Origin of the sequence: Motilibacter deserti (assembly GCF_011250635.1) — a bacterium.
GTDB lineage: Bacteria > Actinomycetota > Actinomycetes > Motilibacterales > Motilibacteraceae > Motilibacter_A > Motilibacter_A deserti.
In genome coordinates, this window is sequence record NZ_JAANNP010000002.1 from 693,295 (window position 1) to 717,401 (window position 24,107).

16 protein-coding genes are annotated in these 24,107 nt (G+C 74.5%); 9 read left to right on the forward strand and 7 right to left on the reverse strand.

What is annotated here, in order from left to right; genetic code table 11:
* Positions 1-231 precede the first annotated feature (231 nt).
* The 3 genes from hrpA to G9H71_RS08090 all read right to left on the reverse strand — a co-directional run bounded on the left by hrpA (position 232) and on the right by G9H71_RS08090 (position 6,269).
* Complete coding sequence (gene hrpA / locus G9H71_RS08080) at positions 232-4,158, reverse strand: ATP-dependent RNA helicase HrpA (protein WP_166280425.1); 3,927 nt, start codon at positions 4,156-4,158, stop codon at positions 232-234.
* Between the two features lie 102 nt (positions 4,159-4,260).
* Positions 4,261-5,340, reverse strand: coding sequence for a glycosyltransferase (locus tag G9H71_RS08085; protein WP_166280427.1), 1,080 nt, complete (start codon positions 5,338-5,340; stop codon positions 4,261-4,263).
* 8 nt (positions 5,341-5,348) lie between these two features.
* A complete protein-coding gene (locus G9H71_RS08090; RefSeq protein ID WP_166280429.1) occupies positions 5,349-6,269 on the reverse strand; it encodes a proteasome assembly chaperone family protein in 921 nt (306 codons plus the stop codon).
* Positions 6,270-6,677: 408 nt separating this feature from the next.
* Between G9H71_RS08090 and G9H71_RS08095 the strand changes: the two genes are divergently transcribed.
* From G9H71_RS08095 to G9H71_RS08120, 6 genes are all read left to right on the forward strand, one after another.
* On the forward strand, positions 6,678-8,435 hold the full coding sequence (locus tag G9H71_RS08095) for a hypothetical protein (protein ID WP_166280431.1): 1,758 nt from the start codon (positions 6,678-6,680) through the stop codon (positions 8,433-8,435).
* 229 nt (positions 8,436-8,664) lie between these two features.
* The gene (locus G9H71_RS08100; RefSeq protein WP_166280433.1) at positions 8,665-9,096 is read left to right on the forward strand and encodes an ATP-binding protein; all 432 of its coding nucleotides are present in this window, start codon (positions 8,665-8,667) and stop codon (positions 9,094-9,096) included.
* A 303-nt stretch (positions 9,097-9,399) separates the two neighbouring features.
* Positions 9,400-10,767: an ABC transporter substrate-binding protein gene (locus G9H71_RS08105; protein ID WP_166280435.1), complete on the forward strand. Its 1,368-nt coding sequence runs from the start codon at positions 9,400-9,402 to the stop codon at positions 10,765-10,767.
* 67 nt (positions 10,768-10,834) lie between these two features.
* Complete coding sequence (locus G9H71_RS08110) at positions 10,835-11,803, forward strand: carbohydrate ABC transporter permease (RefSeq protein ID WP_166280437.1); 969 nt, start codon at positions 10,835-10,837, stop codon at positions 11,801-11,803.
* Positions 11,800-12,756, forward strand: a complete 957-nt coding sequence (locus tag G9H71_RS24975) for a carbohydrate ABC transporter permease (protein ID WP_331272832.1) — start codon at positions 11,800-11,802, stop codon at positions 12,754-12,756. Before G9H71_RS08110 ends, G9H71_RS24975 begins: the two co-directional genes overlap by 4 nt.
* Positions 12,757-12,839: 83 nt before the next feature.
* Positions 12,840-14,411 (forward strand): MFS transporter, encoded by a 1,572-nt coding sequence (locus G9H71_RS08120; protein WP_166280439.1) that lies wholly within the window; start codon positions 12,840-12,842, stop codon positions 14,409-14,411.
* 297 nt (positions 14,412-14,708) lie between these two features.
* Here the strand turns inward: G9H71_RS08120 and G9H71_RS08125 are convergent, their stop codons facing one another.
* Positions 14,709-16,346: an ABC-F family ATP-binding cassette domain-containing protein gene (locus G9H71_RS08125; RefSeq protein WP_166280441.1), complete on the reverse strand. Its 1,638-nt coding sequence runs from the start codon at positions 16,344-16,346 to the stop codon at positions 14,709-14,711.
* Positions 16,347-16,375: 29 nt separating this feature from the next.
* Here G9H71_RS08125 and G9H71_RS08130 point away from each other — a divergent pair, with 29 nt between their 5' ends.
* Positions 16,376-16,858, forward strand: coding sequence for a heme-degrading domain-containing protein (locus G9H71_RS08130; RefSeq protein WP_331272833.1), 483 nt, complete (start codon positions 16,376-16,378; stop codon positions 16,856-16,858).
* A gap of 399 nt (positions 16,859-17,257) precedes the next feature.
* Here G9H71_RS08130 and G9H71_RS08135 read toward each other — a convergent pair whose 3' ends face one another.
* Entirely contained in the window at positions 17,258-19,414 is a 2,157-nt protein-coding gene (locus G9H71_RS08135) for an MMPL family transporter (RefSeq protein WP_166280444.1), read from the reverse strand.
* 209 nt (positions 19,415-19,623) lie between these two features.
* On the opposite strand from G9H71_RS08135, the gene G9H71_RS08140 reads away from it, so the two are divergent.
* Both G9H71_RS08140 and G9H71_RS08145 read left to right on the forward strand, forming a co-directional pair.
* Positions 19,624-20,613 carry an aldo/keto reductase gene (locus G9H71_RS08140; RefSeq protein ID WP_166280445.1) on the forward strand — a complete coding sequence of 330 codons (990 nt, stop codon included), beginning with the start codon at positions 19,624-19,626 and terminating at the stop codon, positions 20,611-20,613.
* A 5-nt stretch (positions 20,614-20,618) separates the two neighbouring features.
* The gene (locus tag G9H71_RS08145) at positions 20,619-21,266 is read left to right on the forward strand and encodes a nucleoside/nucleotide kinase family protein (RefSeq protein WP_166280446.1); all 648 of its coding nucleotides are present in this window, start codon (positions 20,619-20,621) and stop codon (positions 21,264-21,266) included.
* On the opposite strand, the gene G9H71_RS08150 is transcribed toward G9H71_RS08145, so the two are convergent.
* Entirely contained in the window at positions 21,221-22,150 is a 930-nt protein-coding gene (locus G9H71_RS08150) for a spermidine synthase (protein WP_166280447.1), read from the reverse strand. The two genes, G9H71_RS08145 and G9H71_RS08150, sit on opposite strands and share 46 nt — an antisense overlap.
* A gap of 156 nt (positions 22,151-22,306) precedes the next feature.
* Positions 22,307-24,022 carry a DEAD/DEAH box helicase gene (locus G9H71_RS08155; protein ID WP_331272834.1) on the reverse strand — a complete coding sequence of 572 codons (1,716 nt, stop codon included), beginning with the start codon at positions 24,020-24,022 and terminating at the stop codon, positions 22,307-22,309.
* Positions 24,023-24,107: the final 85 nt, after the last annotated feature.

Genomic DNA, 24,107 nt, shown 5'->3' on the forward strand with positions numbered 1-24,107 from the left:
CGCCAGAGCTCGGCTTGCCTGGACGACGCGCCGTCGCGGCAGTTGCCCGCGGCGAGAATGCGCCATTGCGACGGCTCGGCGTTGCGACGATGCGCCATTGCGACGAACCTATCGGCAGAGTGCCGCATTCTTGCGGACCCTGCCCAGACAGCACACCGCCTGCTGGGCTCTCTCCACCCCCGCCACGCGGCACCCCGCGAGCTCGTCTCACGCCCGGCCAGCGGGCGGAAGTCAGCCCGCCAGCGCGTCGAGCGCCCGGTAGACCCGCTTCTCCGAGACCGGGTACGCGGTCCGCATCGTCTGCGCGAAGTAGCTGACCCGCAGCTCCTCGATCATCCAGCGCACGTCACGCAGCTCCTCGGGGACGGGACGGCCGGCGGGGACGGCGGCGAGCGCCTCGGCGTACGCGTCCTGGACCTGCTCGACCTTGGCCAGCTGGACCAGGTCGCGGCCGGGGTCCTGCGGGAGCTTGTCCAGTCGGCGGCCGATGGCCTGCAGGTAGCGCGCCACGTCGGGCAGCCGTCGGCGGCCGGTCTCGGTGACGAAGCCGGGGTGGACGAGGGCGGAGAGCTGGGCCCGCATGTCGGCGAGGGAGTGCTGCAGCGTCTGGCTGGTGACCCCCTCGAGCCGCTTGCCGACGTCGGCGGCAGCGCCGAGGATGCGCTCGACGTCGCCCAGCACCTCCATGACGACCGGGAAGAGGTCGGCCCGCACCGCGTCGCGGAGCTTCTCGAAGCCGGCCTCGTCCCACGTCGGCCCGCCGTGCTCGGCCATGAGCGAGTCCACCGCGCAGGCGATGCAGTCGTCGAGCAGGGCGGCGACGCTTCCATGCGGGTTGGCGCTGAGTGTGAGCTTCGAGGCGTTCGACAGGCCGCGGACGATCGACCGCACCGGGGACGGGATCGTGAGCACGAGCAGCCGCCGGGTGCCCGCCCACATCGCGGCCGCCTGCTCCGCCTCGTTGCCCAGCAGGCGCACCGCAACCGACTCGCCCTCGTCGACGAGCGCGGGGAACGCCTTGACGCGGTGGCCGCCCCGCTGCTGCTGCTCGTAGACGCGGGGGAGCGCGCCGACCTCCCAGTCGGTGAGCCCGGCGCGCTCCACGCGGGGCGCCGCCTTGGAGATGGCCTGCCGCATGCGGCCACCTAGCGTGAGCTTGAGCGCCTCGAGGTCCTTGCCCTCGGCGACCTTCTTCTTGCGCTCGTCCTCCACCCGGAACGTGACCTTGAGGTGGTCGGGCACCCGGTCCAGGTCGAACGCGTCCGGCGGCACGATGACCCCGGTCATCAGCCGTAGCCGGCGCGCGAGCGCCTCGGTCAGCGGGACGTCCTGCACAGGGAGGTCGCGCAGCGCGTCCTTGGCGTAGTTCGGGGCCGGCACGAAGCTGGTCCGGATCTGCTTGGGCAGGGCGCGGATCAGCGCGGTGACGACGTCCTCGCGCAGGCCGGGGATCTGCCAGTCGAAGCCGGCGGGGGAGACCCGGTTGAGCACCGGCAGGGGTACGTGCACCGTGACGCCGTCGGCCTCGGTCCCGGGCTCGAACTGGTACGTCAGCGGCAGCACGAGATCGCCCTGCCGCCACACGTCGGGGTAGTCGCCCTCGGAGATGCCGCTCGCCGCCTCGTTGACGAGCATGGACTTCTCGAAGCTCAGCAGGTCAGGGGAGTCGCGTCGGGCCTTCTTCCACCAGCTGTCGAAGTGCGCCCCCGACACCACGTGCGGCGGGATGCGCGCGTCGTAGAAGTCGAAGAGCGTCTCGTCGTCGACGAGGATGTCGCGCCGGCGCGCGCGGTTCTCCAGCTCCTCGACGTCCTCGAGCAGCCGGCGGTTCTCCTCGAAGAACGCGTGGTGGGTGCGCCAGTCGCCCTCGACGAGCGCGTTGCGGATGAACAGCTCGCGCGACATCGCCGGGTCGATGCGGCCGTAGTTGACCTTCCGCGCCGCGACCAGCGGCACGCCGTAGAGCGTGACCTTCTCGAACGCCATGACGGCCGCGCGGTCCTTCTCCCAGTGCGGCTCGCTGTAGGTGCGCTTGACCAGGTGCTGCGCGAGCTTCTCGGCCCACTCGGGCTCGATGCGCGCGTTGACCCGGGCCCAGAGCCGCGTCGTCTCGACGAGCTCGGCCGACATCACCCAGCGCGGCGGCTTCTTGAAGAGGCCCGAGCCCGGGAAGACCGCGAACTTCGCGCCGCGCGCTCCGAGGTACTCGTGCTTGTCGGTGTCCTTGAGCCCGATGTGCGAGAGCAGCCCCGCGAGCAGCGCGGTGTGCACGAAGTCCGGAGCGGCGTCGGTCGCGTTCGCCGTCAGGCCGAGCGACTTGGCGACCTGGCGCAGCTGCGTGTGGACGTCCTGCCACTCGCGGATGCGCAGGTAGTTGAGGAACTCGTTCTTGCACAACCGGCGGAACTGGCTGGAGGACAGCGCCTTCTGCTGCTCCTGCAGGTAGTTCCAGAGATTGAGGTACGCCAGGAAGTCCGACGTCGGGTCCGTGAACCGGGCGTGCTTCTCCGTCGCCGCCTGCTGCTTGTCCACCGGCCGCTCGCGCGGGTCCTGGATCGACAGCGCCGCCGCGATGACGAGGACCTCGCGGACGCAGCCGTTGTTGCCCGCCTCGAGCACCATGCGGCCGAGCCGGGGATCGACGGGGAGCTGCGCGAGCTGGCGCCCGACGGTCGTGAGCCGCTTCTTCGGGTCCTTCTCGTCCGGGTCCAGCGCGCCGAGCTCCTGCAGCAGCAGCACGCCGTCCTTGACGTTGCGGGCGTCCGGCGGGTCGACGAACGGGAAGGCCGCGATGTCGCCCAGGCCGAGCGCCGTCATCTGCAGGATGACCGAAGCAAGATTCGTGCGAAGGATCTCAGGGTCCGTGAACTCCGGGCGGGACAGGAAGTCGTCCTCGGAGTAGAGCCGGATGCAGATGCCCTCGGACACACGGCCGCAGCGGCCCTTGCGCTGGTTCGCGGACGCCTGCGAGACCGGCTCGATCGGCAGCCGCTGCACCTTGGTGCGGAAGCTGTAGCGGGAGACGCGTGCGGTGCCGGGGTCCACGACGTACTTGATCCCGGGGACGGTGAGCGACGTCTCGGCGACGTTGGTCGCCAGCACCACACGCCGGCCGGGGTGCGGCGCGAACACCCGGTGCTGCTCCGCCGCGGACAGCCGGGCGTACAACGGCAGGATCTCGACGTCCGGCAGCGCCTTGGCCAGGGCGTCCGCGGTGTCGCGGATCTCGCGCTCGCCGCTGAGGAAGACGAGGATGTCGCCCGGCCCCTCGAGGCACAGCTCCTCGACCGCGTCCTGGATCGCAGCGACCTGGTCGCGCGGCTCGGCGGCCGCAGCGTCCCCGTCGTCGCCGTCGTCCCCGCCGTCCACGAGCGGCCGGTAGCGCACCTCGACCGGGTAGGTACGGCCGGACACCTCGACGACCGGCGCGTCGCCGAAGTGGCGGGAGAACCGCTCGACCTCGATCGTCGCGGACGTGATGACGAGCTTGAGGTCGGGGCGCCGCTGCAGCAGCTGCTTGAGGTAGCCGAGCAGGAAGTCGATGTTGAGGCTCCGCTCGTGGGCCTCGTCGATGATGATCGTGTCGTACTCGTTGAGGAAGCGGTCGTTCTGCATCTCCGCGAGGAGGATGCCGTCGGTCATGACCTTGACGAAGGTGTCCTCGCCGACCGAGTCGTTGAACCGGACCTTGTAGCCGACCGCCTCGCCCAGCTCGCTGCCGAGCTCCTCGGCGACGCGCTCGGCGACCGAGCGGGCGGCCAGCCGGCGCGGCTGGGTGTGGCCGATGCGGCCGCGGACACCGCGCCCGAGCTCGAGGCAGATCTTGGGCAGCTGCGTCGTCTTGCCCGAGCCGGTCTCGCCCGCGACGACCACGACCTGGGAGTCGCGCAGCGCCTCGAGGATGTCGTCCTTGCGCCGGCTGACCGGCAGCTCCTCCGGGTAGCGCAGCTGCGGCACCTTCGCCCGGCGCTCCTCCAGCCGGGCATGGGCGGCGTCGACGTCGGCGGAGATCTCCTGCAGCACGGCCTGGCGCGCGGCCTCGTCACGGATGCGGCGAGCGCCCTGGATCCGCCGTGACAGCCGCCGCTCGTCGCGCAGCGTCACGTCGGCCAGGCGCTCCTGCAGCTCGGCCAGTCGGCCGGTGACGCTCGTTCCCATACCGCCTCCAGCCTAGGCGGCTCCGCGAGGAGACGTCGTCGGGATATGCGTCGGGCGGATGTGCCGCTGCCCGGCCACGCCCGGGCAGCCGCGCGGGGGCGGCTACGGCTTCGGGCGGGGGACCCGCAGCCGGGGCGCCCGCGGCCGGGCCACGACGTCGGACCAGATCGCGGAGTACGCCGCCGCCATCGCGTCCGCCGTGAGGCCCGCGAGCGCGCGCTCGCGCCCCGCCTTGCCCAGCCGGTCGCGCAGACCGACGTCGTCGCGCAGCGCGCGCAGCGCTCCGGCCAGCGCGTCGACGTCGTCGCGCGGCACGACCAGGCCGGTCCGGCCGTCCAGCACCGCCTCCGGCACGCCCCCGACCGCGGTGGCGACGACCGGCAGCCCGGCGAGCATCGCCTCGACGATCGAGAGCGGGAAGCCCTCGGCCCGGCTGGGCAGGCAGAAGACGTCGAAGCCGGCCAGCGCGTCGCGCGAGCGCTCCGACCAGCCCGGCAGCCGCACCCGGCCCTGCAGGCCGAGCTCGCCGGCGAGGGCCTCGAGCCGCTCCCGCTCCGCCCCCTCGCCCACGACCTCGACGTCCACGCCCTCGACGCGGGCCGCGGCGCGCAGCAGCACGTCGTACGCCTTCTGCCCGTCGAGCCGGCCCAGGCTCCCGACCACGAGCCGCTCGCGCGGCGCCCGCGCGGGCAGCTCGACGTCCGGCACGCCGTTGGGGACCGAGCGCACGCTGCCCCGGCCCAGCGCGTAGAAGTCCTCCATGCGCCGGGCGCTGCCCTCGCCGACCGCGACGTGCGCGTCGGCCCGGAGCAGCAGCGCGCGGGTGCGCGCCCACTCCGGCAGCGCGGTCGTACGCAGCGGGAGCTGCTGGACGACCACGGTCCGCAGCCCCGGGAGCGCGTGCGCCGCCGTGAGCGCGGGCGCCCCGGCCCACGGCACGCTGAGGTTCGCGTGGAGCACGTCGGGGCGCACCGCGCGCAACAGCCGCAGGTGGTCGCGGAACCCCGCGCCGACGACATGGGTTGGCGTTCCCGGCCGGCGGGCCGCCACCCACTCGACGACCTCGGCGCCGGGCCCGGCGACGGCGAGGTCGAGCGTGTCGGGAGCGGCGGCGAGCAGGTTGCCCAGGCTGATCTCGGCGCCCCCGCGGCCAAGGCCGTCGGTGTAGAGCAGGACGCGCACCCGTGCCGTCAGCTCTCGGGCCGGTCGCGCCGGGCCTGCTCGGCGAGGAAGCGCTCGAGCTCGGCGCCGAGCTCGTCACCGCTCGGCAGGTCGGCGACGTCCGCCGCGAGCGGGGTGTCCCCACGGCGTGCCGCGAGGAACGCGTCGTACTGCTGCTCCAGCCGCGACACCACGGCGCTCACCTCGGTAGACCCCTCCACCTCGGCGTCGATCCGCGTGCGCACCTCGCGCGCCGACTGCTCCAAGGCGTCGGTGGGCAACGACAGCTTCGTGAGGTCCTGCAGGGCCTGCACCAGCCGGACCGCGGCGGAGGGGTACTCGGCCTGCGCGAGGTACTGCGGCACGTGCACGGCGAAGCCGGCCGTGTCGAGGCCGGACTGGGCGAGCCGGAACTCCAGGACGTGCCCGATGCTCCCGGGGACGGTGACGTCCTCGAACCAGGCCGGGTACGCCGCCACGAGCTCGCGCCGCGAGGCGTGGGCGGTCACGCCGACCGGCCGCGTGTGCGGCACGCCCATCGGGATCGAGTCGAGGCCGACGACGAGCCGGACCCCGAGCCGCTCGACGAGCAGCGAGATCGCCGCGGTGAAGCGCTCCCACTGGGTGTCGGGCTCCGGCCCGGCGAGCAGGAGGTACGGCGCGCCCTCCGCGTCGGCCAGCACCTGCAGCTCCAGCGTGGGGACCTCGCACGACGCCCAGTGGTCGCGGGCGAAGGTCATGACCGGGCGCCGGGCGCGGTAGTCGAGCAGCGGGTCGACGTCGAAGGACGCCACCGTCCGCGGCCCGCCCACCGCACGCAGGTGCTCGCGGGTCAGCCGGACGCCGGCGCCGGCGTCGAGGAAGCCGTCGAGGGCGCACACGAGCACCAGCCCGGCCGGCAGCCCCTCCGCCGCCGGCGTCAGCTCGAAGAGCTCCTGCGGGTCCAGCACGCTGCTGCGCCTCCTCCGTGCCCGGGGCCTGCCGGCCCGCGGGAAACCGTCCTGTCGACACCGTCCCACACCCCGCCGGCGGCTCCACCGAGCCTCCCGGGTGCGGTCCGGCCGCACGTCCTTCGTGTCCCCCTCGCCCGTGCAAGCTGCGAGGCCGGGCGCCCATTCCCGCCCCCACGCGGGCCCCGTCCCGGCCGTCGTCAGGGTCGCGTGCGTCCTGTCCCGGCCACGCCATCCCTGCCCGATGTGCCCGGCGAGTCCACTCTTGTGGCAGCGAGTCCGACGGAATACGTGTCCCGGCCCGGGGACAAGACGCTAGATTTGCGGATGCGAGCCGCCGGCTCGTCAGCGCGGCGACCCCGAAAAGGTGACGGCGTGGCGTTACATCGCGGCAGGACAGCCAGCGCTGTGCCGCCGTGTGCCGTCCTCGCCCACGCTGGCCGCGCCTTCCGAGGCGCCCGTCCCGGCCTCCCTACGCCGTCCGCCGCGCCGGTCGTCCCGCCGCCCGCCTCTCTGCTCGTCGGGGCTCTCGCCCGGCTCGCCCTTCTCGTCCTCGCCCTCGGCGGGGCCTGGCTGCTGGGCACGGGCAGCGCCTCGGCAGAGTCCTCGAGCGCGTCCGCGAGCGCATCGGCGGGCGCCTCCTCGAGCGGTACGGCCGTCGCGACGCTGAGCGCGGCCACGTCCGCGGCGTCGGAGTCCGCAGCGGCTGAGTCCTCCGCCGCATCCGAGTCCGAGGCGGCGGCCGAGGAGTCCTCCGGCTCCAGCTCCGGCTCGAAGGGGTCTTCCGGGTCATCGGGGTCTTCCGGGTCTTCCGCGTCCTCGAGCGCCGCGGGCGACGGCGGCTCCGCCGCCGAAGAGCCCACCCCGTCGGGATCGGGGTCAGGCGCCGGCACGTCGACGCCGCGGCCGACCCAACCGCCCGCCTCGCCGCCGGCGGGCACGCCTGCGCCCGCGGCGTCCGAGCCGGCGCGCCCGGCGCCCGCGGCGAGCCCCGCGGCTTCGGCGGAGCCCAGTGGCGGGTCGGCTCCGTCCGGTTCCGGCTCGGCGGGCTCTGGCTCGGCCAGCTCCGGCTCGAGCGCGGGCTCCGGGTCGGCCAGCTCCGGCTCCAGCGCGGTCTCCGGGTCGGCAGGCTCTGGCTCGAGCGCAGGCGCAGGCGCCGGCGCGGCGCCGGACCCGTCCACGTCCGCGGCACCCGCCCCCAAGCCGTCCGCCGGTACCGGCTCGGCGGGGGCTGGCTCCGCCGGCGCGGGCACGGCGGGAGCGGGCTCCGCCGGTGCGGGCTCGGGCGGTGGCACGGCTCCTGCCACTCCGGCCAAGACCCCCGCCCCCGCCGCCGGTGCGACGAAGGCGTCCGACACCGCGCCGCGCGCAGCGGAGGCGAAGGCGGCCGAGCGGCCGTCCACGGAGAGCGCCGACTCCCGCAAGCCGCTGACCGCAACGCTGCCGGCGGCGACCGACACCGCGGCCGCGACGACCACGACCACGGCCACGGCCCCTACGTCCGGCGCGTCGTCGGCCGGCGCCACCGCCACCACCGGGACGGCCGGGACGGCGGCCGCGACTGGCCTCGCGCCGGGCACCGTCTCCCCGACGGGCTCGTCGGCCGCCAAGAAGGACGCCGCCGCGGCTCCGCAGCCCCGGCAGGTCGGCATCGTGGAGCCGCACTCATCCTCGCCGACCCCGTCCGGGCCGGGGGTGGAGAACGTCGAGCCCTGCGACCCGGCCGTCGGCGGACAGACCCTGTCGAGACCGGACGCGTCCCAGCCCCCGACCCTGGCCCGCCCCGGCGCCAGGCCGTCGCGGGCCTCACCGGCGCCCGATCCGCCCGCCCCCAAGGCGTCCGCACGCCTGCTCGACCTACCCGACGACGCCGGCCGCCCCAGCGCGCCGCTGGCACCGCTCGGCTCGTCCACCCCCACCGCCCCGACACCGGCGACGCCCGCACCGCCCGCTCCGGCCGGCCCGCCCGGCGTCTCCGCGTCCGGCGGCTCGGCAGGCTGCTCGGGCGCCGGTGGCGGCAGCTACGGCAACTGGGGCGCGACGCCCGCGGTCCTGCAGGGCGACGTCGTCGTCATCGAGCCCTCGGCCGTCTCCGCCCGCCGCCTATCGGCGGCCTCCGTGCGGCTTCCCCGCTACGCCGTCACCCCCTCGGTCCCACCCGCTTAAGCCGGCCCTCCCGCCGCAGCCGCGACGGCTCGCTCATATCTGAGCGCCGTCCCGGCCCGTCTCTGGACCCTCGGGAGGGCAGTTCGATGATCGATTGGAAGAAGCGGGCGCCGCGGGCGCTCCCCTTCGTCAACCCCGGCGCCGTGCGCGGCATCCTTCCGCTCGAGCGGAAGCCGGCCGATGCCGCGGCTCCGGATGGCCGTGGGCCGGTCTCGGCCCTCCCTGCCCGGTGGGCGGCCTCCCGCCCCTGGCCGCCGGCCAGGACCCGGGCGGCACCACCTGGGGCAGTCGCGAGATCCGCACCATGCGGGTGCTCGCGACGCTCCACGCCCCGGCCCAGGCCCGCCAGCGCGTCGACGCCGCGCTGGTCGAGTGGGGGTACGACGCCCGCCGCCGCGCGGACGTCGTGCTCGTGGTGAGCGAGCTCGTCAGCGACGCCGTGAGGTACCCGCTGGCCGGCCACATCGACGTACGGCTCGACTGGCACAGGGGAGCAGTCGAGCTGACGGTCACCGATGCGTGCCCGGCCCCACCGCTGTGCACCGAGCAGCGCAACGGTGGCGGGATGCTCGCGCGAGTCGTGCTCGACGAGTGCAGCGCGCGCTGGTCCTGGTCGGTGTCGCCCCTCGGGCGCACCGTCTCGGCCTCCTTCGCGTGCTGAGGCCGGCGTCCGGCACGCCGGGAGGGGACGTGCCGGGCGTCGGAGGGGCTGCGGGCCGCGAGGGCCGCAGCTCGGACAACCGCAGGGCGTGCACGCAGCGGTCCGGGCACCGGTGCCCGGACCGCGAGGTGCACGCCCTGCCGGTGGCGCGGGGACGTGACGTGCCGTCGCGGCCCGCCGAGAGATGGAATCGTTACTGACTTCGCAAGGACCCGCGCTTGCCGGTCCCTGCAGGGGACGTTTTCATGGCGTCCACGTCATCGGCGCCGCGGCCGGGGCGCCGACTGCGGGGAGGACGACCTCATGGCCCAGCACCGCCCTCGCCGCGCCCTCGTCGCGCGGACGGCTGTGCTCGCGTCGGTCCTCGCGCTTGTACTGGCCGCCTGCGGCGGGGACGGGAGCTCGGCCACTGCGGACGGCGGCGCCAGCACCCCCGCCGACTGTGCGGCCTTTGCCGACTACGGCACGTTCGACGGGGCGACGGTCACGGTCTACGCGAGCATCCGCGACGCCGAGGGGGAGGTGCTGCAGCGGGCCTGGGCGGCGTACGCCGAGTGCACCGACACCGAGATCGACTACGAGGGGACCGGCGCGTTCGAGGCCCAGCTGCGGGTCAAGGTGAAGGGGGGCAACGCCCCCGACATCGCGCTGCTGCCCCAGCCGGGGCTCATCCGCGAGCTCGCGGCCCAGGGCGCCCTGCAGCCGGTGTCCGCGCAGACCGAGTCCAACGTCGACGCGAACTGGGACGCGACGTGGAAGGGCTACGGGTCGGTCGACGGCACGCTCTACGCCGTCCCGCACGGCGCCTACGTCAAGTCCTACGTCTGGTACTCCCCGTCGCGCTTCGCCGACGCGGGCTACGAGGTGCCCACGACCCTCGAGGAGATGAAGGCGCTGTCGGACCGCATCGTCGCCGACGGCGACGGCAAGCCCTGGTGCGCGGGGATCGAGTCCGGTGAGGCCACCGGCTGGCCGGCGACCGACTGGGTGGAGGACTTCGTCCTGCGGATGGCCGGCCCGGAGGTCTACGACCAGTGGGTCGACCACGAGATCGCCTTCGACGACCCGCGCATCCGGGCGGCGGCGGACGCGGTCGCGGGCTACCTGAAGAACGAGGACTACGTGAACGGCGGCTTCGGTGACGTCCGCACCATCACGGGCACCGCGTTCCAGGAGGCCGGCTACCCGATCCTCGACGGCGCCTGCTGGATGCACCGTCAGGCCTCGTTCTATGCGAACCAGTGGGAGGACGGGACGACGGTCGGACCCGACGGCGACGTGTTCGCGTTCTACCTTCCGGCGGCGTCGGCGGACGGGGAGCAGCCCGTGCTCGGCTCCGGCGAGTTCGTCGGCGCCTTCTCCGAACGGCCCGAGGTGCAGGCCTTCCAGCGCTACACCTCGACCATGGACTACGTCCGCTCGCGCGCCGTGCTGTCGCCGGGCAGCTGGGTGACAGCGGCCAAGGGCCTGGACCCGGCCGTCTTCTCCAGCCCGATCGACCGCAGCTCCTACGAGATCCTGCAGAACCCCGAAGCCGTCTTCCGCTTCGACGGGTCCGACCAGATGCCGGCGGCCGTCGGCACCGGCAGCTTCTGGCGCGGGATGAGCGACTGGCTCAACGGCAAGGACACCGGCCCGGTCCTCGACCAGATCGAGGCCTCCTGGGGCTGACAGCGCCCTAGGGTGGCCGGGGCCACCGGCTTCCCGGCGGCGCGCGAGGGCCCGAGGGGAGACCGGGATGGAGGACTGGCAGGCGAAGGCCGCGCAGCTGGGCGTCGCGGTAGCCGGCTTCCTGGCCGTCGTGGCGCTCGTGCTGCTCGTCGCCGAGCGCGGCCCGCGGGCGGTCCGCGACCGGCTCGCGATCGCGCTCTTCGCCGGCCCGGCCCTCGTGCTGGTCGGGGTCGGGCTGGTCTACCCGGCCGTACGCACCGCGGTCCTGTCGCTCTTCGACGCCGACGGCACGAGCTTCGTCGGCGTCGACAACTACGAGTGGGTCTTCACCGACCCGCAGGCCCTCGTCACGGTGCGCAACACGCTGGTGTGGGTCGTGCTCGTGCCGGTCTTCGCCACGGGCATCGGGCTGCTCTACGCCGTGCTCATCGACCGCTCGCGGTTCGAGGCCGTGGCCAAGTCGCTGCTGTTCCTGCCGATGGCGATCTCCTTCGTGGGCGCGAGCATCATCTGGCGGTTCGTCTACGCCTACCGCCCGCCGGAGTCCGGGCAGATCGGCCTGCTCAACCAGCTGGTGGTGTGGGCCGGCCTCCCTCCTCAGCAGTTCCTCAACGACCCGCCGTGGAACACCTTCTTCCTCGTCGTCGTGATGGTCTGGATCCAGGCCGGGTTCGCGATGGTGGTGCTGTCGGCCGCGATCAAGGCCGTCCCCGCCGAGCTCACCGAGGCGGCGAGGCTGGACGGGGCCTCGCCGTGGCAGCTCTTCCGCAACGTGACGCTGCCGTGCATCCGCCCGTCGCTGGTCGTCGTCCTGACCACGGTCGTCATCGGCGTGCTGAAGGTGTTCGACATCGTGCGGACCACGACCGGGGGCCAGTTCGACACGTCCGTGCTCGCCAACGAGATGTACGTCCAGTCCTTCACCGCCGGTGAGTACGGCCGCGGTGCCGCCCTGGCGGTGCTCATCTTCGTGCTGGTCGTCCCCGTGGTGGCCTACAACGTGCGCCAGCTGCGGCGTACGCGGGAGGTGCGGTGACCACGGAGACCGGCGGCGCCGGCCCGGCCGGGGCGGCGGCGACGAGCACGCCGCCCGCGCTCCTGTCGGCCCCGCTGCCGCCCACGCTGCCGGGGCGCGCCCGCCGCAGGCTCACGTCGCGGACGGCGTCGGCCGTCGCGCTGGGCATCGCGCTGCTCTGGACGCTGCCGACGTTCGGGCTGCTCGTCTCCTCCTTCCGGGAACGGGGCGACATCCGCACGAGCGGCTGGTGGACGACGCCGGCGAACCCGTCCTTCACGCTGCAGAACTACCGGGACGTGCTGTTCGGGCGGACCAACGGCCGGCTGGTCGACTTCCTGCTCAACTCGGTCGTGATCGTGGTCCCGAGCGTGCTGTTCACGGTGGTGCTCGCGGCGCTGGCGGCCTACGCCTTCGCGTGGATGCGCTTCCCCGGCCGGGACTGGCTCTTCGTCGTCGTGTTCGCGCTGCAGATCGTCCCGCTGCAGATGTGCCTCATCCCGCTGCTGCAGCTCTTCACGTCCAGCGCGTTCGAGCCGGTCAAGGAAGCGTCGCCGTACGCCGCGGTCTGGATCGCGCACACCTGCTTCGGCCTGCCGCTCGCGGTGTTCCTGCTGCACAACTTCCTCGCCGAGGTCCCCGGCGAGCTCGTCGAGGCCGCGCAGGTCGACGGTGCCGGCCACGGCACGATCTTCCGCCGCATCATGCTGCCGCTGCTGCTGCCGGCACTGGCGTCCTTCACGATCTTCCAGTTCCTCTGGGTCTGGAACGACCTGCTGGTGGCGCTCGTGTTCACCGACGACGACCAGGCGCCGTTGACCCGCCGCGTCGCCGACCTCGCGGGCACCCGGGGCAACGAGTGGCAGCGGCTCACCGCAGGGGCGTTCGTGTCGATGGTCGTCCCGCTCGCCGTGTTCCTCGGGCTGCAGCGCTTCTTCGTCCGCGGGCTGCTCGCCGGAAGCGTGAAGGGCTGAAGGCGCCCGCCCGTCCTGCGCGCGGGGCTCCCAGCCCCGGGGGTGAGGATGGGGGAGCACCTGGAGACGCCGGAAGGGACCCGATGAGCACTGCGGCCGCAAGGAACGAGCACGACGGGCGGGAGGCCGGGCCGCCCGCCGACGGCTCCGGCCACCGGCGCCGCGGGCCGGCCCTGCTCGTGCTGAGCGCGGCGCAGCTCCTGGTCGTGCTCACGGCGACCTCCCCCTCCATCGCACTGCCAGCCCTCCGGGCCGACCTCGACCTCGGCGAGTCCGGGCTCTCCTGGGTGCTGAACGCCTACACGCTGGCCTTCGCGGGCCTGCTGCTGCTCGGCGGCCACGTGGGCGACCTGGTCGGCCGGCGGAAGGCCTTCGTCACCGGCGTCGGCGTCTTCGCCGTGGCCTCGCTCGCCGCCGCCCTCGCGCAGAGCGAGGGGCAGCTTCTCGTCGCCCGCGCCCTGCAAGGCGTCGGGGCCGCCGTCGTGTCGCCGGCGGCGCTGGCGCTGGTCGCCGACGCGTACCCGCGTGGCCCGGGCCGCACCCGCGCCTTCGCCGTGTTCGCCGCCATGACCGCAGCGGGCGCGCCCGCCGGTCTCGTGCTTGGCGGCGCTCTCGGTGAGGCGGGCTGGCGGTGGCCGTTCCTCGTCGCGGTGGCGGCCGGGCTGCTGATCGTGGCCGCCGCGCCGTACGTCGTGGCGGAGTCGCGGCCGCGGAGCGCGCCGGCGGACGTGCCCGGCGCCGTCGCGGGGACCGTCGGCCTGGGGGCGGTGGTGTACGGCCTGCTGAACGCCGCCGCGGACGGATGGGGGAGCGGCGAGACGGTCGCCGCGCTGGCCGTCGGCGTCCTCGTGCTGATCGTCTTCCTGGGGGTCGAGAACCGTCGGGCCCACCCCCTGCTGCCCCTGCGGGTCCTGGCCCGGCGCGGCCGCAGTGTCGCGTACGCCGTGGTGCTGACGGTCTGGGCGGCGCTGACGGCGACCGTCTTCTTCCTGGGCCTCTACGTCCAGCGCGTGCTCGGCTACGAGCCGCTCGAGGCCGGCCTGGCGTTCCTGCCGTTCCCGGTCGGCATCGTCGTCGCGGCGCAGCTCGCCGCCGTCCTGGCGCCGCGCCTCGCCCCGCGGGCGATCGCGGCCCTCGGCGGCGCGCTCGCCGCCGGCGGGCTGATGTGGCTGGCGCAGCTGGAGCTGGACTCGGCGTACGTCCCGGCCCTGCTGCTGCCGATGCTGGTCCTGTCCCTCGGGGCCGGCCTCGTCGCCGTCCCGCTCACGGTCACGGCGATGGCCGGCACGGAAGACTCGGGCCGCGCCGAAGCCGGTGACGACCAGGGCCGTGCCGAGTCCGAGGATGACGCGGCGGCCGCCGCCGTGCTGACCGCCGTGCAGCAGGTGGGCGGTGCGCTCGGGCTCGCGGCGCTGACCGCGGTGTCGACCGCCGCGTTCACGGACCGGATGCGGGACCTCGGGGAGACGCTGCAGCGGCAGGTCGACGCCGGGCAGCTCACGGGGGACCAGGCCGACGCGCTCACGGTGGGGCTTCCGCTCTACGGGCTCACCACGGGCTACACGCAGGCGTTCGCCGTCGCGGCGTTGATCGCGGTGGGCGGGACCGTCGCCTCGTTGCTGCTCGACCGACGTGCGGCCGAGGCGGGTGAATAGCCGAAGAAGGCTTCGCACGAGCTCCCGGTGTGCTCACAGGAGCTTGGATGACGGCCGGTCCGCAGACGGGGGATGCAGCGGACCGGCCATCTGACGTCAAGGTTACGTGCCGGCGACGAGGCGACAAAGGGCCGGGTGCACGGACGTCTGCCGCGCCGATGTACTACCCCGAATGGGCTACACCGGCCGTGCGTCGCCAGAACGGCGCACCGTGCACGGGCCGGCCAGGCGTCCTGGCCGGGTCCTCGAGCCGTCGCCGCGCGGCCCACTTGCGCCGGACATCGGGGCCGAAGCCGGTCAGACCTCCGTGACCGATCCGTTCGCAACGACCCACTGGCGCGTCGTCGCCACGGCGTCCAGCATCCGACGGTCGTGCGTCACCAGCAGCAGAGTTCCGGGATAGGACTCGAGCGCCGACTCGAGCTGCTCGATCGCCGGCAGGTCCAGATGGTTCGTCGGCTCGTCGAGCACGAGGAGGTTGACGCCGCGGGCCTGCAGCAGCGCGAGCCCGGCGCGGGTGCGCTCGCCCGGCGACAGCGTCTCGCACGCCCGCAGCGCGATGTCGCCGCGCAGCCCGAACTTCGCCAGCAGCGTGCGCGTCGGCTCCGGCCCGAGGTCGGGCGCGGCCTCGGTGAAGACGTCGACGAGCGGCTGCGGCCCGGCGAAGAGCGCGCGCGCCTGGTCCACCTCGCCCACCACGACTCCCGGGCCGAGCGACGCGGTGCCGGCGTCCAGCGGGAGACGTCCGAGCAGGGCGCCCAGCAGCGTGGTCTTGCCGGAGCCGTTCGCCCCGGTGATCGCGATGCGGTCCGCCCAGTCGACCTGCAGGTCCACCGGGCCGAAGCGGAACGAGCCGCGCTCGACGACCGCTCCGCGCAGCGACGCCACGACCGCTCCGGCGCGCGGGGCGACGGCGATGGTCATGCGCAGCTCCCACTCCTTGCGCGGCTCCTCGACCACCTCCAGCCGCTCGATGGCGCGCTCGGTCTGCCGCGCCTTCGCGGCCTGCTTCTCGCTCGTCTCGCCCTTGATGTGGCGGCCGATCTTGTCGTTGTCCTTCGCCTTCTTGCGCGCGTTGCGCACGCCCTTGTCGGCCCACTGCCGCTGCGTCTGCGCGCGGGCCAGCAGCCCGGACCGGGTGTCGGCGTACTCCTCGTAGGCGTCGCGCGCGTGCTGGCGCGCGATCGCCCGCTCCTCGAGGTAGGACGTGTAGCCACCGCCGTAGACGTTGACCTGGCGCTGGACGAGGTCCAGCTCGACCACGCGGTTGACGACCCGCGCCAGGAACTCACGGTCGTGGCTCACGAGGACCGTGCCCGCCCGCAGGCCGCCGACGAAGCGCTCGAGCCGGTCGAGCCCGTCGAGGTCCAGGTCGTTCGTCGGCTCGTCGAGCAGGAAGACGTCGTAGCGGCTCAGCAGCAGCGACGCGAGGCCCGCTCGCGCGGCCTGGCCGCCGGACAGCGCGGTCATCGGGGCGTCCAGGTCGACCGCGAGCCCCAGGTCCGCGGCCACCGCGTCCGCGCGCTCGTCCAGGTCCGCCCCGCCGAGCCCGAGCCACCGCTCGAGCGCCGTCGCGTACGTGTCGTCGGCGCCGGGCTCCTCGCGCCCCAGCGCCTCGGCCGCCGCGTCCATCGCCGCCGTCGCGGCGGTGACGCCGGTCCGGCGCCCGAGGAAGGCGCGGACGGTCTCCCCGGGCCGGCGCTCGGGCTCCTGCGGCAGGTGCCCCACCGAAGCGTGCGGCGGGGTCAGCGAGACCGACCCCTCCTCGGCGGGCAGCAGCCCGGCGAGGATGCGCAGCAGCGTCGACTTGCCGGCACCGTTGGCCCCCACGAGGCCGACGACGTCCCCGGGGGCGACGACGAGGTCGAGGCCGGCGAACAGGACGCGGTCCCCGTGGCCGGCGGCGAGGTCCTTGGCTACGAGGGTCGCGCTCACGTCCGGCAGGGTCGCATATGGTGCCGCACGTGCCTACGACCGGGAACTTCACGCCGGAGCAGCTGCTGGACCACGAGCGGGAGCTGGTGCTGCCGTCGCTGTCCAACGACGACGCCATCGACCTCGGGCTGACCGTGCTGCGGCTCGCCCGCGAGCGGTCGCTGCCGGTGCTCGTCGAGGTACGCCGCTGGCCGCAGACGCTCTTCCGCGCCGCCCTGCCAGGCACCGCGCCCGACAACGACGCGTGGGTGGACGGCAAGGCCCGGGTCGTGCAGCGCTTCGGCCACTCCAGCCTGCACGAGCGGGTCCGGCACGAGGCCGCGGGCACGACGTTCGCGGACAAGACGGGCCTGCCGGCCGACCGCTACGCCGCGCACGGCGGCGGGTTCCCGCTCGCCGTGCAGGGGACCGGGGTCGTCGGCGTGCTCTTGGTGTCGGGGCTTCCCCAGGTCGAGGACCACGCGCTGGCCGTCGAGGCGCTGCGCGAGTTCCTGGCCGCGCGGCGCGGCTGACCGCTTCCGCGCCGCGGGTTGCCCGCTGCCGCGGCGGGAGACGTTCCGCAGCCGGCGTGGCGCTGGGGCGAGGCCACCCGCGCCGGACATGGGGCACGACAAGCCAACCGCTGGCCATCGGCCCTGTCGATGACAAGTGCCGAGGGCCACTGTGGGGGTGCAGGAGCAGTCCACCCCCAGCCCGGAGGCTTCCCATGGCCATGCTCGTCGTCCTCACGTTCTTCGTCCTGCTCGCCGCCCTCGCTCCGGTGTTCGGCGTCGACAGCAGGGACCACCAAAGCTCACATCAGCAATTCGCGGTTCGCTGAAACGCAGGTCAGTCGCGCGGCGGCCCCGCCGCCCAGAACGGGCGGCGGGGCCGACGAGGACCTTCGCGTGTCGGGCGGGTGGAAGGCCGGCTCACACGAGCGCGGGCTCATCGTCCTTGGCGGGCGTGCGCGGCGCGGGGACGAGCACGGTGCCGCCGTGCAGGTCGGCGCGGGGGAGCACCCGGTCCAGCCAGCCCGGAAGCCACCAGTTGCGGCTGCCCAGCAGCACCATCGTGGCGGGCACGAGCACGAGCCGGACGACGGTCGCGTCGACCAGGATCGCGACCGCCATGCCGACGCCCATCATCTTGATCGACAGGGTCGGCGTGGCCGCGAAGGCGACGAACACGGCCACCATGATCGCGGCCGCCGAGCTGATGACGCGGCCGGTGCTCGACAGGCCCTCGACGACGCTGCGGGTCGAGTCGCCGGTGCGCAGGAACTCCTCGCGGACCCGGCTGAGCAGGAACACCTCGTAGTCCATGCTGAGGCCGAAGAGGATCGCGAACATGAACACCGGGACGAACGCGTTCACCGGGACCGGCCCGTCGAGGCCGAGGAACGACTGGCCCCAGCCCCACTGGAAGAGGGCGACGATCGCGCCGAACGCCGCGCCCACGGAGAGCAGGTTCATCAGCGCGGCCTTCAGCGGGGCGACGACCGAGCGGAACACCAGCACGAGCAGCAGGAAGGCGGCGCCGACGACGGCGCCGACGACGAGGTAGAGGCGGTCCTGCAGCCGCTGGTTGAAGTCCATGAACGCCGCCGTCGCCCCACCGACCGCGACCGCGTCCGAGCCGACGGACGTGCGCAGGTGCGAGACGAGGGCGTCGGTCGCCTCGTCCTGCGGCCCGCTGGCCGGCGTGACGGTGAGGACGGCGGTGTCGCGCGCCTCGTTGAGCAGGACGGGCGACACAGCGGCCACACCCGGGGTCGACCCGACCGTCTCCCGCAGCGTGTCCACGTCGGGCGCACCCGCCTTCGTCAGGTCCACCGCGAGCAGCAGCGGGCCGTTGGCGCCGGGCCCGAAGCCCTGGCTGACCAGGTCGTAGGCACGCCGCGCGGTGCTGGACGTCGGCTCGCTGCCCGCGTCGCTCTGACCGAGCTGCATCGCGAACACCGGCGCCGCAAGGATCGCGAGCAGCAGGAAGCTCGCCACGGCGTACGGCCACGGGTGCGCGGCGGCGTGAGCGCCCCACCGCCCGGCCAACGGCTGCTTCGTCGAAGCCGGCTTCGGCGAAGCGCCCTTCGCCATCGCGCGGCGCGTCCGCTTCGGCAGCACGCGGGTCCCGGCGAGGCCGAGCAGCGCGGGCAGCAGCGTCACCGCAGCCGTCATGCAGACGGCGACGCAGATGCCGGTCGCGACGCCCATCATCACGAAGTTCGGCACTCCGGAGAGGGCGAGGCCGCAGATCGAGAGCAGGACTGTGGATCCGGCGAACACCACCGAGCGGCCCGCCGTCGCGTTCGCGCGGCCGACGGACTCCACGACGGGTAGGCCGTCGAGCAGCTGCTGACGGTGGCGGGAGACGATGAAGAGGGCGTAGTCGATGCCCACGCCGATGCCGACCATCGACGCGATCATCGGCGCGATGGTGCTGACGTCGGTGAAGCGGGCGGTCACCGTCACCAGGGCCATCCCGACGGCGAGCCCGACTCCCGCGACGGCGAGGGGGAGCCCCGCGGCCAGCAGCGAGCCGAAGGCCGCGAGCAGGATCACGCCTGCCAACAGGAAGCCCACGAGCTCGGCCGTCCCCTGCTCGTAGACCTGGTCCAGCACTTCGCCGCCGTACTCGGTCGCCAGCCCGGCATCGCGGGCCGGAGCGGCAGCCTCCTCGAAGGCCTCGGCCGTCGCCACCGCGTCGACCCCGGTCACCGGGACGTCGAAGCGCACCGTGAGCACGGCGGTCGCACCGTCGGGGCTCACGGCGGCCGGCTCGACAGCCTCGACGTGCTCGACCGCCGCGACGCGGCGGCTGACCTCGGCGGCCACCCCCGGCGCCACGTCGCCCGAGCCCGCGTGCAGCACCACCCGCGCGGTGGCGCCGGCATGGTCGGGGAACTTGTCGCGGAGCAGGGACGTGGCTCTTGTCGAGTCCGTCCCCGGGATGTCGTAGTTGTCGTTCAAGGACCCGCCGAGGCCGGCGGCAAGCCCGACGGCGAGGACGGCGGCCAGCAGCCACGCGCCGAAGGTCCGCCACGGGTGCCGGGCGGCGCCGCTACCGACGCGGTACAGCAGTGTGCTCACGGGGATTGCCCTCCAGCGCAGGAAGTCGCCACCGCGGTGGCGGAGCGCCGGGTCGCGGCGCCGGGTTCGTGCTGACCGGCCCACCGTCGCGCGGCCCGCTTGGAAGGACCCTGCGGCGGGCTTGCGGTGCGCTTGCACCTGACGGATGGCCTGGGGTCCGGAGGGGGTAGGGGAAGCTGCGGATACATCGACGCAGGAAGGGTGACGGGATGCACAAGCGCACGCTGGGCAGAGGGGAGGCCGCGCTGGAGGTCTCCGCGCAGGGCCTCGGCTGCATGGGGATGAGCGAGTTCTACGGCACCGGCGACGAGGGCGAGGCGCTCGCGACCATCCGGGCTGCCCTGGACGCCGGCGTGACCCTGCTCGACACGGCTGACATGTACGGCCCGTTCACGAACGAGCAGCTGGTGGGCAAGGCGATCGCCGGGCGCCGGGACGAGGTCGTCGTCGCCACGAAGTTCGGCAACGAGCGGCGTCCGGACGGGAGCCGGGTGGGGATCAACGGCTCGCCCGACTACGTCCGGCGGGCGTGCGACGCCTCGCTCCAGCGCCTGGGGGTCGACGTCATCGACCTCTACTACCAGCACCGGGTGGACCGCAGCGTGCCGGTCGAGGAGACGTGGGGCGCGCTGCACGAGCTGGTCGAGGCGGGCAAGGTCCGCCGGCTCGGCATCAGCGAGGCTGCGCCGGAGACCCTGCGCAAGGCGCACACGGTGCACCCCGTGACGGCGCTGCAGACCGAGTGGTCGCTGTGGACGCGCGACCCGGAGCAGAACGGCGTGCTCGACACGGTGCGCGAGCTCGGCATCGGGTTCGTCGCCTACTCGCCGCTCGGCCGCGGGTTCCTGTCCGGGCAGATCCGCTCGCTCGACGACTTGGCCGAAGACGACTTCAGGCGTCACAACCCCCGGTTCCAGGGCGAGAACTTCGCCCGCAACCTGGAGCTGCTCGACGCGGTGCGCGCGATCGCCGAGGAGAAGGGCGTCACTCCGAGCCAGCTGGCCCTCGCATGGGTGCTCGCCCAGGGCGAGGACGTGGTGCCCATCCCCGGGACGAAGCGGCGGGCGTACCTCCAGGAGAACATCGGTGCGGACGACGTGGCGCTGACCGACGAGGAGCTGCGCCGGATCGACGCCGCCTTCCCGCTGGGGGCGACGGCCGGGGACCGCTACCCGGACATGTCCAGCGTCCACGTCTGACCCGCGTGCAGGTACGCCCGCTCACCCCGGAGGGGCTCGTCGACCGGCTCGCCGGCCTGCTGGCGGCCCAGCGGCCGGGCGAGCACCTCCGGGTGGCGCTCGACGGGGCGCCGCCCACCGAGCCCGAGCGGCTCGCCGACGCGCTCGTGGGGCCGCTGCGGGCGCAGGGGCGGCCGGCGCTGCGGGTCAGCGCGCGGGCGTTCCTGCGCCCGGCCTCGCTCCGCTTCGAGCACGGGCGGGAGGACCCGGACGCGTACTACGAGGACTGGCTCGACGTGGCGGCCCTGGACCGCGAGGTGCTGTCACCGCTGGCCCCGGGCGGGCGCGGGCGCTACCTGCCCACGTTGTGGGACCCGGTCACCGACCGGGCGACGCGCGCGGAGTACGCCACCGCCCCGCCCGGCGCGGTGCTGCTGCTCGACGGCTCGCTCCTGCTCGGCCGCTGGCTGGACCTCGACGTGACCGTCCACCTGGCGGTGCGCCCGGCGACGCTCGCCCGACGGCTGCCGCCGGATGAGCGATGGACGCTGCCGGCGTACGAGAGGTACCGGCAGGAGGCGGAGCCGGAGGAGTCAGCGGACGTCGTGGTGCGCGTCGACGACCCGCGTCACCCCGCGCTGGTCGAGCGCTCCGGCGAGGAGCTGCCGGGCTGAGCGTCCGGGGCCGGCCCGCCGGGCCCGTCCTCCGGGTCGAGGTAGGGCTCGGCCCCGGCCACGAAGCCCACCAGCCGCTCGTCGAAGAGCATGCGCGCCGGCGCCGCGCCCGAGGACGTGCGGCGCAGCAGGGCGTCGATCGGCAGCGGAGCGGCGGACGCGACCAGCACGACGTTGCCGTTGCGCCGGCCGCGCAGCACCGACGGCTCGCTGATGAGCGCGACGTGCGGCCACACGGCGAGCGCGCTGGCCGCCTCGCGGCGGGCGAGCGGGAGCGGGGGGCGGTCGGCAAGGTTGGCGACGTACGTGCCGCCCGGCCGCAGCACCCGGGCGGCGTCCCGCAGGAACTGCACGGTCAGCAGGTGGTCGGGGACGTCCACGCCGGCGAACGCGTCCCGGATGACGACGTCGAAGCTGGCGTCGCGCTCCTTCGCCAGCCCCGCCCGGGCCTCGCGCGCCTTCGTGCGCAGCAGCGGCCCGGTGTGCAGGCCGAGGACGTCGCGGGCCAGCTCGAGCAGGCGCGGGTCGCGCTCGAGGACGAGCTGGCGCGAGCGCGGCCGGGTCGCAGCGACGTAGCGGGCCAGCGAGCAGGCCCCTCCGCCGAGGTGCACGGTGTCGAGGGGCAGCCCGTCCGGCGCCAGGCCGTCGAGCACCGAGCCGATCCAGTCCATGTACTCGAACCCCAGCCGCGTGGGGTCCTCGAGGTCCACGTAGGAGCTGGGGACGCCGTCGATGAGCAGCACCCACCCCTCGTCGACGTCCAGGTCGCGCAGCAGCTCGGCGGTGGCGCCGGTCAGCTCGTGCCGGCCGGGCTCGGGGAAGACGTCGGGCCGGGTCGCTCCGACGATGCGCGGGCGGGCGGGCGGCCGGCGGTCCGGGCTCATCGCTTCCTCGCGGGGATCGGGAATCGGGGGTCGGTGGCAAGGCAGTGTGCCGGGCCCGGGCCGGCGAGCCCTTCGCCCGGATCGGCCCGGATCGGCGCGGACACGACGACGGCGGGCCCCCGTCGAGGGGAGCCCGCCGTCGGTGCGCGGCTGGGGTCAGCTGTGCGTCGCGCCCGGCTCGCCGGCCGGACGGCCGGACGCGCGCCGGTGCGGCGCCGGGCCGCGCTCGGGACGGCCGCTCTCCGGGTGACGGGCACGGTCGTAGCCACGCTCGCCGCGCGGGCGGCCGGCACCCCGGCCCTCGCCACGGCCCCGGCCGTAGCCCGGGCGGCCGGACGAGGTGCGCGGGCGCTCCTCGCGAACCGGCTCGGGCACGACGACGACCGGCTCGCCGGACTCGGCCACGGCGCGGACCGCGTCCGAGCCGGGGGAGACGTGAACGAGCTCGGCGCTCACGCCGGCGCGGCGCCAGATCTGGTCGACCGTGCGCCGCTCGCCGGGGACGAGGATCGACAGCACCAGGCCCGAGGCCCCCGCGCGGGCCGTGCGGCCGGAGCGGTGCAGGTAGTCCTTGGAGTCGTTCGGCGGGTCGACGTGCACGACCAGGTCGACGTCGTCGACGTGGATCCCGCGGGCGGCGACGTCGGTGGCGACGAGCACGCGAGTGCGCCCCGCGGCGAACGAGTCGAGCGCCTTCTGGCGGGCGTTCTGGCGCAGATCGCCGTGGATCGCGGCGGCGTCGATGCCGGAGCGCACGAGCCTGGTCGCGAGCCGGTCGGCGCCGTGCTTGGTGCGGACGAAGAGGATCGAGCGCGCGGGGCGCGACGCGATCTCGGTCAGGACCGCGAGCTTCTCCTCGGCGTCGCGCACGACCCACCCGCGGTGGTCCATGGTCTCGACCGAGGCCTCGGCGGACGCCACAGCGTGCAGCGCCGGGTCCTTGAGGAAGCGCTCGACGAGCGTGCTGACGGCACCGTCGAGCGTGGCGGAGAAGAGCAGGCGCTGCCCCTCGGGCCGGGTCAGCTCGAGCAGCTTGACGACGACGGGCAGGAAGCCGAGGTCGGACATGTGGTCCGCCTCGTCGATCGCGGTGACCTCGACCTCGGCGAGCGAGCACGCCCCGCGGTCGATGAGGTCCTGCAGCCGGCCCGGCGTGGCGACGACGAGGTCGACGCCGCGCTCGAGCGCGTTGATCTGGCGGCCGATGCTCGCCCCGCCGAAGACGGCCAGCGTGCGCAGCCGGACGCCGTGCGCCAGCGGCTGCAGCGCGTCCTGCACCTGCACGGCGAGCTCACGGGTCGGCACGAGGATGAGCCCGCGCGGGTGGCCGGCGAGCGGGCCGGAGACCTCGCGCAGCGTGGCCAGGCGCGAGAGCAGCGGCAGGCCGAAGGCGAGCGTCTTGCCCGAGCCGGTGCGCGCGCGCCCGAGCACGTCGCGGCCGGCCGCGGCGTCGACGAAGGTGGCGGCCTGGATCGGGAACGGCGTGGTGATCCCGCGGCGCTCGAGGCCCGTGACGAGGCGCTGGTTCAGGCCGAGCGCCTGCCAGGTCGTGTCGACGTTCTCGGCGACGGGGGCGGCGGCGAAGGCCGCCTCGAGCGCGCTGACGGCGCGCGAGGAGGCGCGCGGCGCGGAGCTGCGCGGGCCGCCCGACGGGCGGCGGGTGTAGCGGGACTGGCCACCGGAGCGGCCGGAGTTGAAGCGGGACGAGCTGTGCTGCGGCGTACGGATGAGAGAGCTCCCTCGAGCAATCGTCGGCCGCCGAACCGGGCTGCGGCGCGCGACGGCACACGATGCCGGCAGGCGTTGACGAGCTACGGGAAGCGACCCGCGGGGCGATGCCCGCGAACGGTGAGCGGTAGCCCGTGCGGCCACCGACGGGATCAACGATAGCCGAGGTGAACTTTCTTCCCGGCGACAGCGAGACGACGGCCCCGAGACGGTCGAGCGACTCCCGGGG

Coding starts and splice junctions, on each gene's coding strand:
- hrpA (WP_166280425.1), bottom strand. CDS start 4,158: ATGGGAACGAGCGTCACCGGCCGACTGGCCGAGCTGCAGGAGCGCCTG.
- G9H71_RS08150 (WP_166280447.1), bottom strand. CDS start 22,150: ATGAGCCCGGACCGCCGGCCGCCCGCCCGCCCGCGCATCGTCGGAGCG.
- G9H71_RS08105 (WP_166280435.1), top strand. CDS start 9,400: ATGGCCCAGCACCGCCCTCGCCGCGCCCTCGTCGCGCGGACGGCTGTG.
- G9H71_RS08120 (WP_166280439.1), top strand. CDS start 12,840: ATGAGCACTGCGGCCGCAAGGAACGAGCACGACGGGCGGGAGGCCGGG.
- G9H71_RS08140 (WP_166280445.1), top strand. CDS start 19,624: ATGCACAAGCGCACGCTGGGCAGAGGGGAGGCCGCGCTGGAGGTCTCC.
- G9H71_RS08110 (WP_166280437.1), top strand. CDS start 10,835: ATGGAGGACTGGCAGGCGAAGGCCGCGCAGCTGGGCGTCGCGGTAGCC.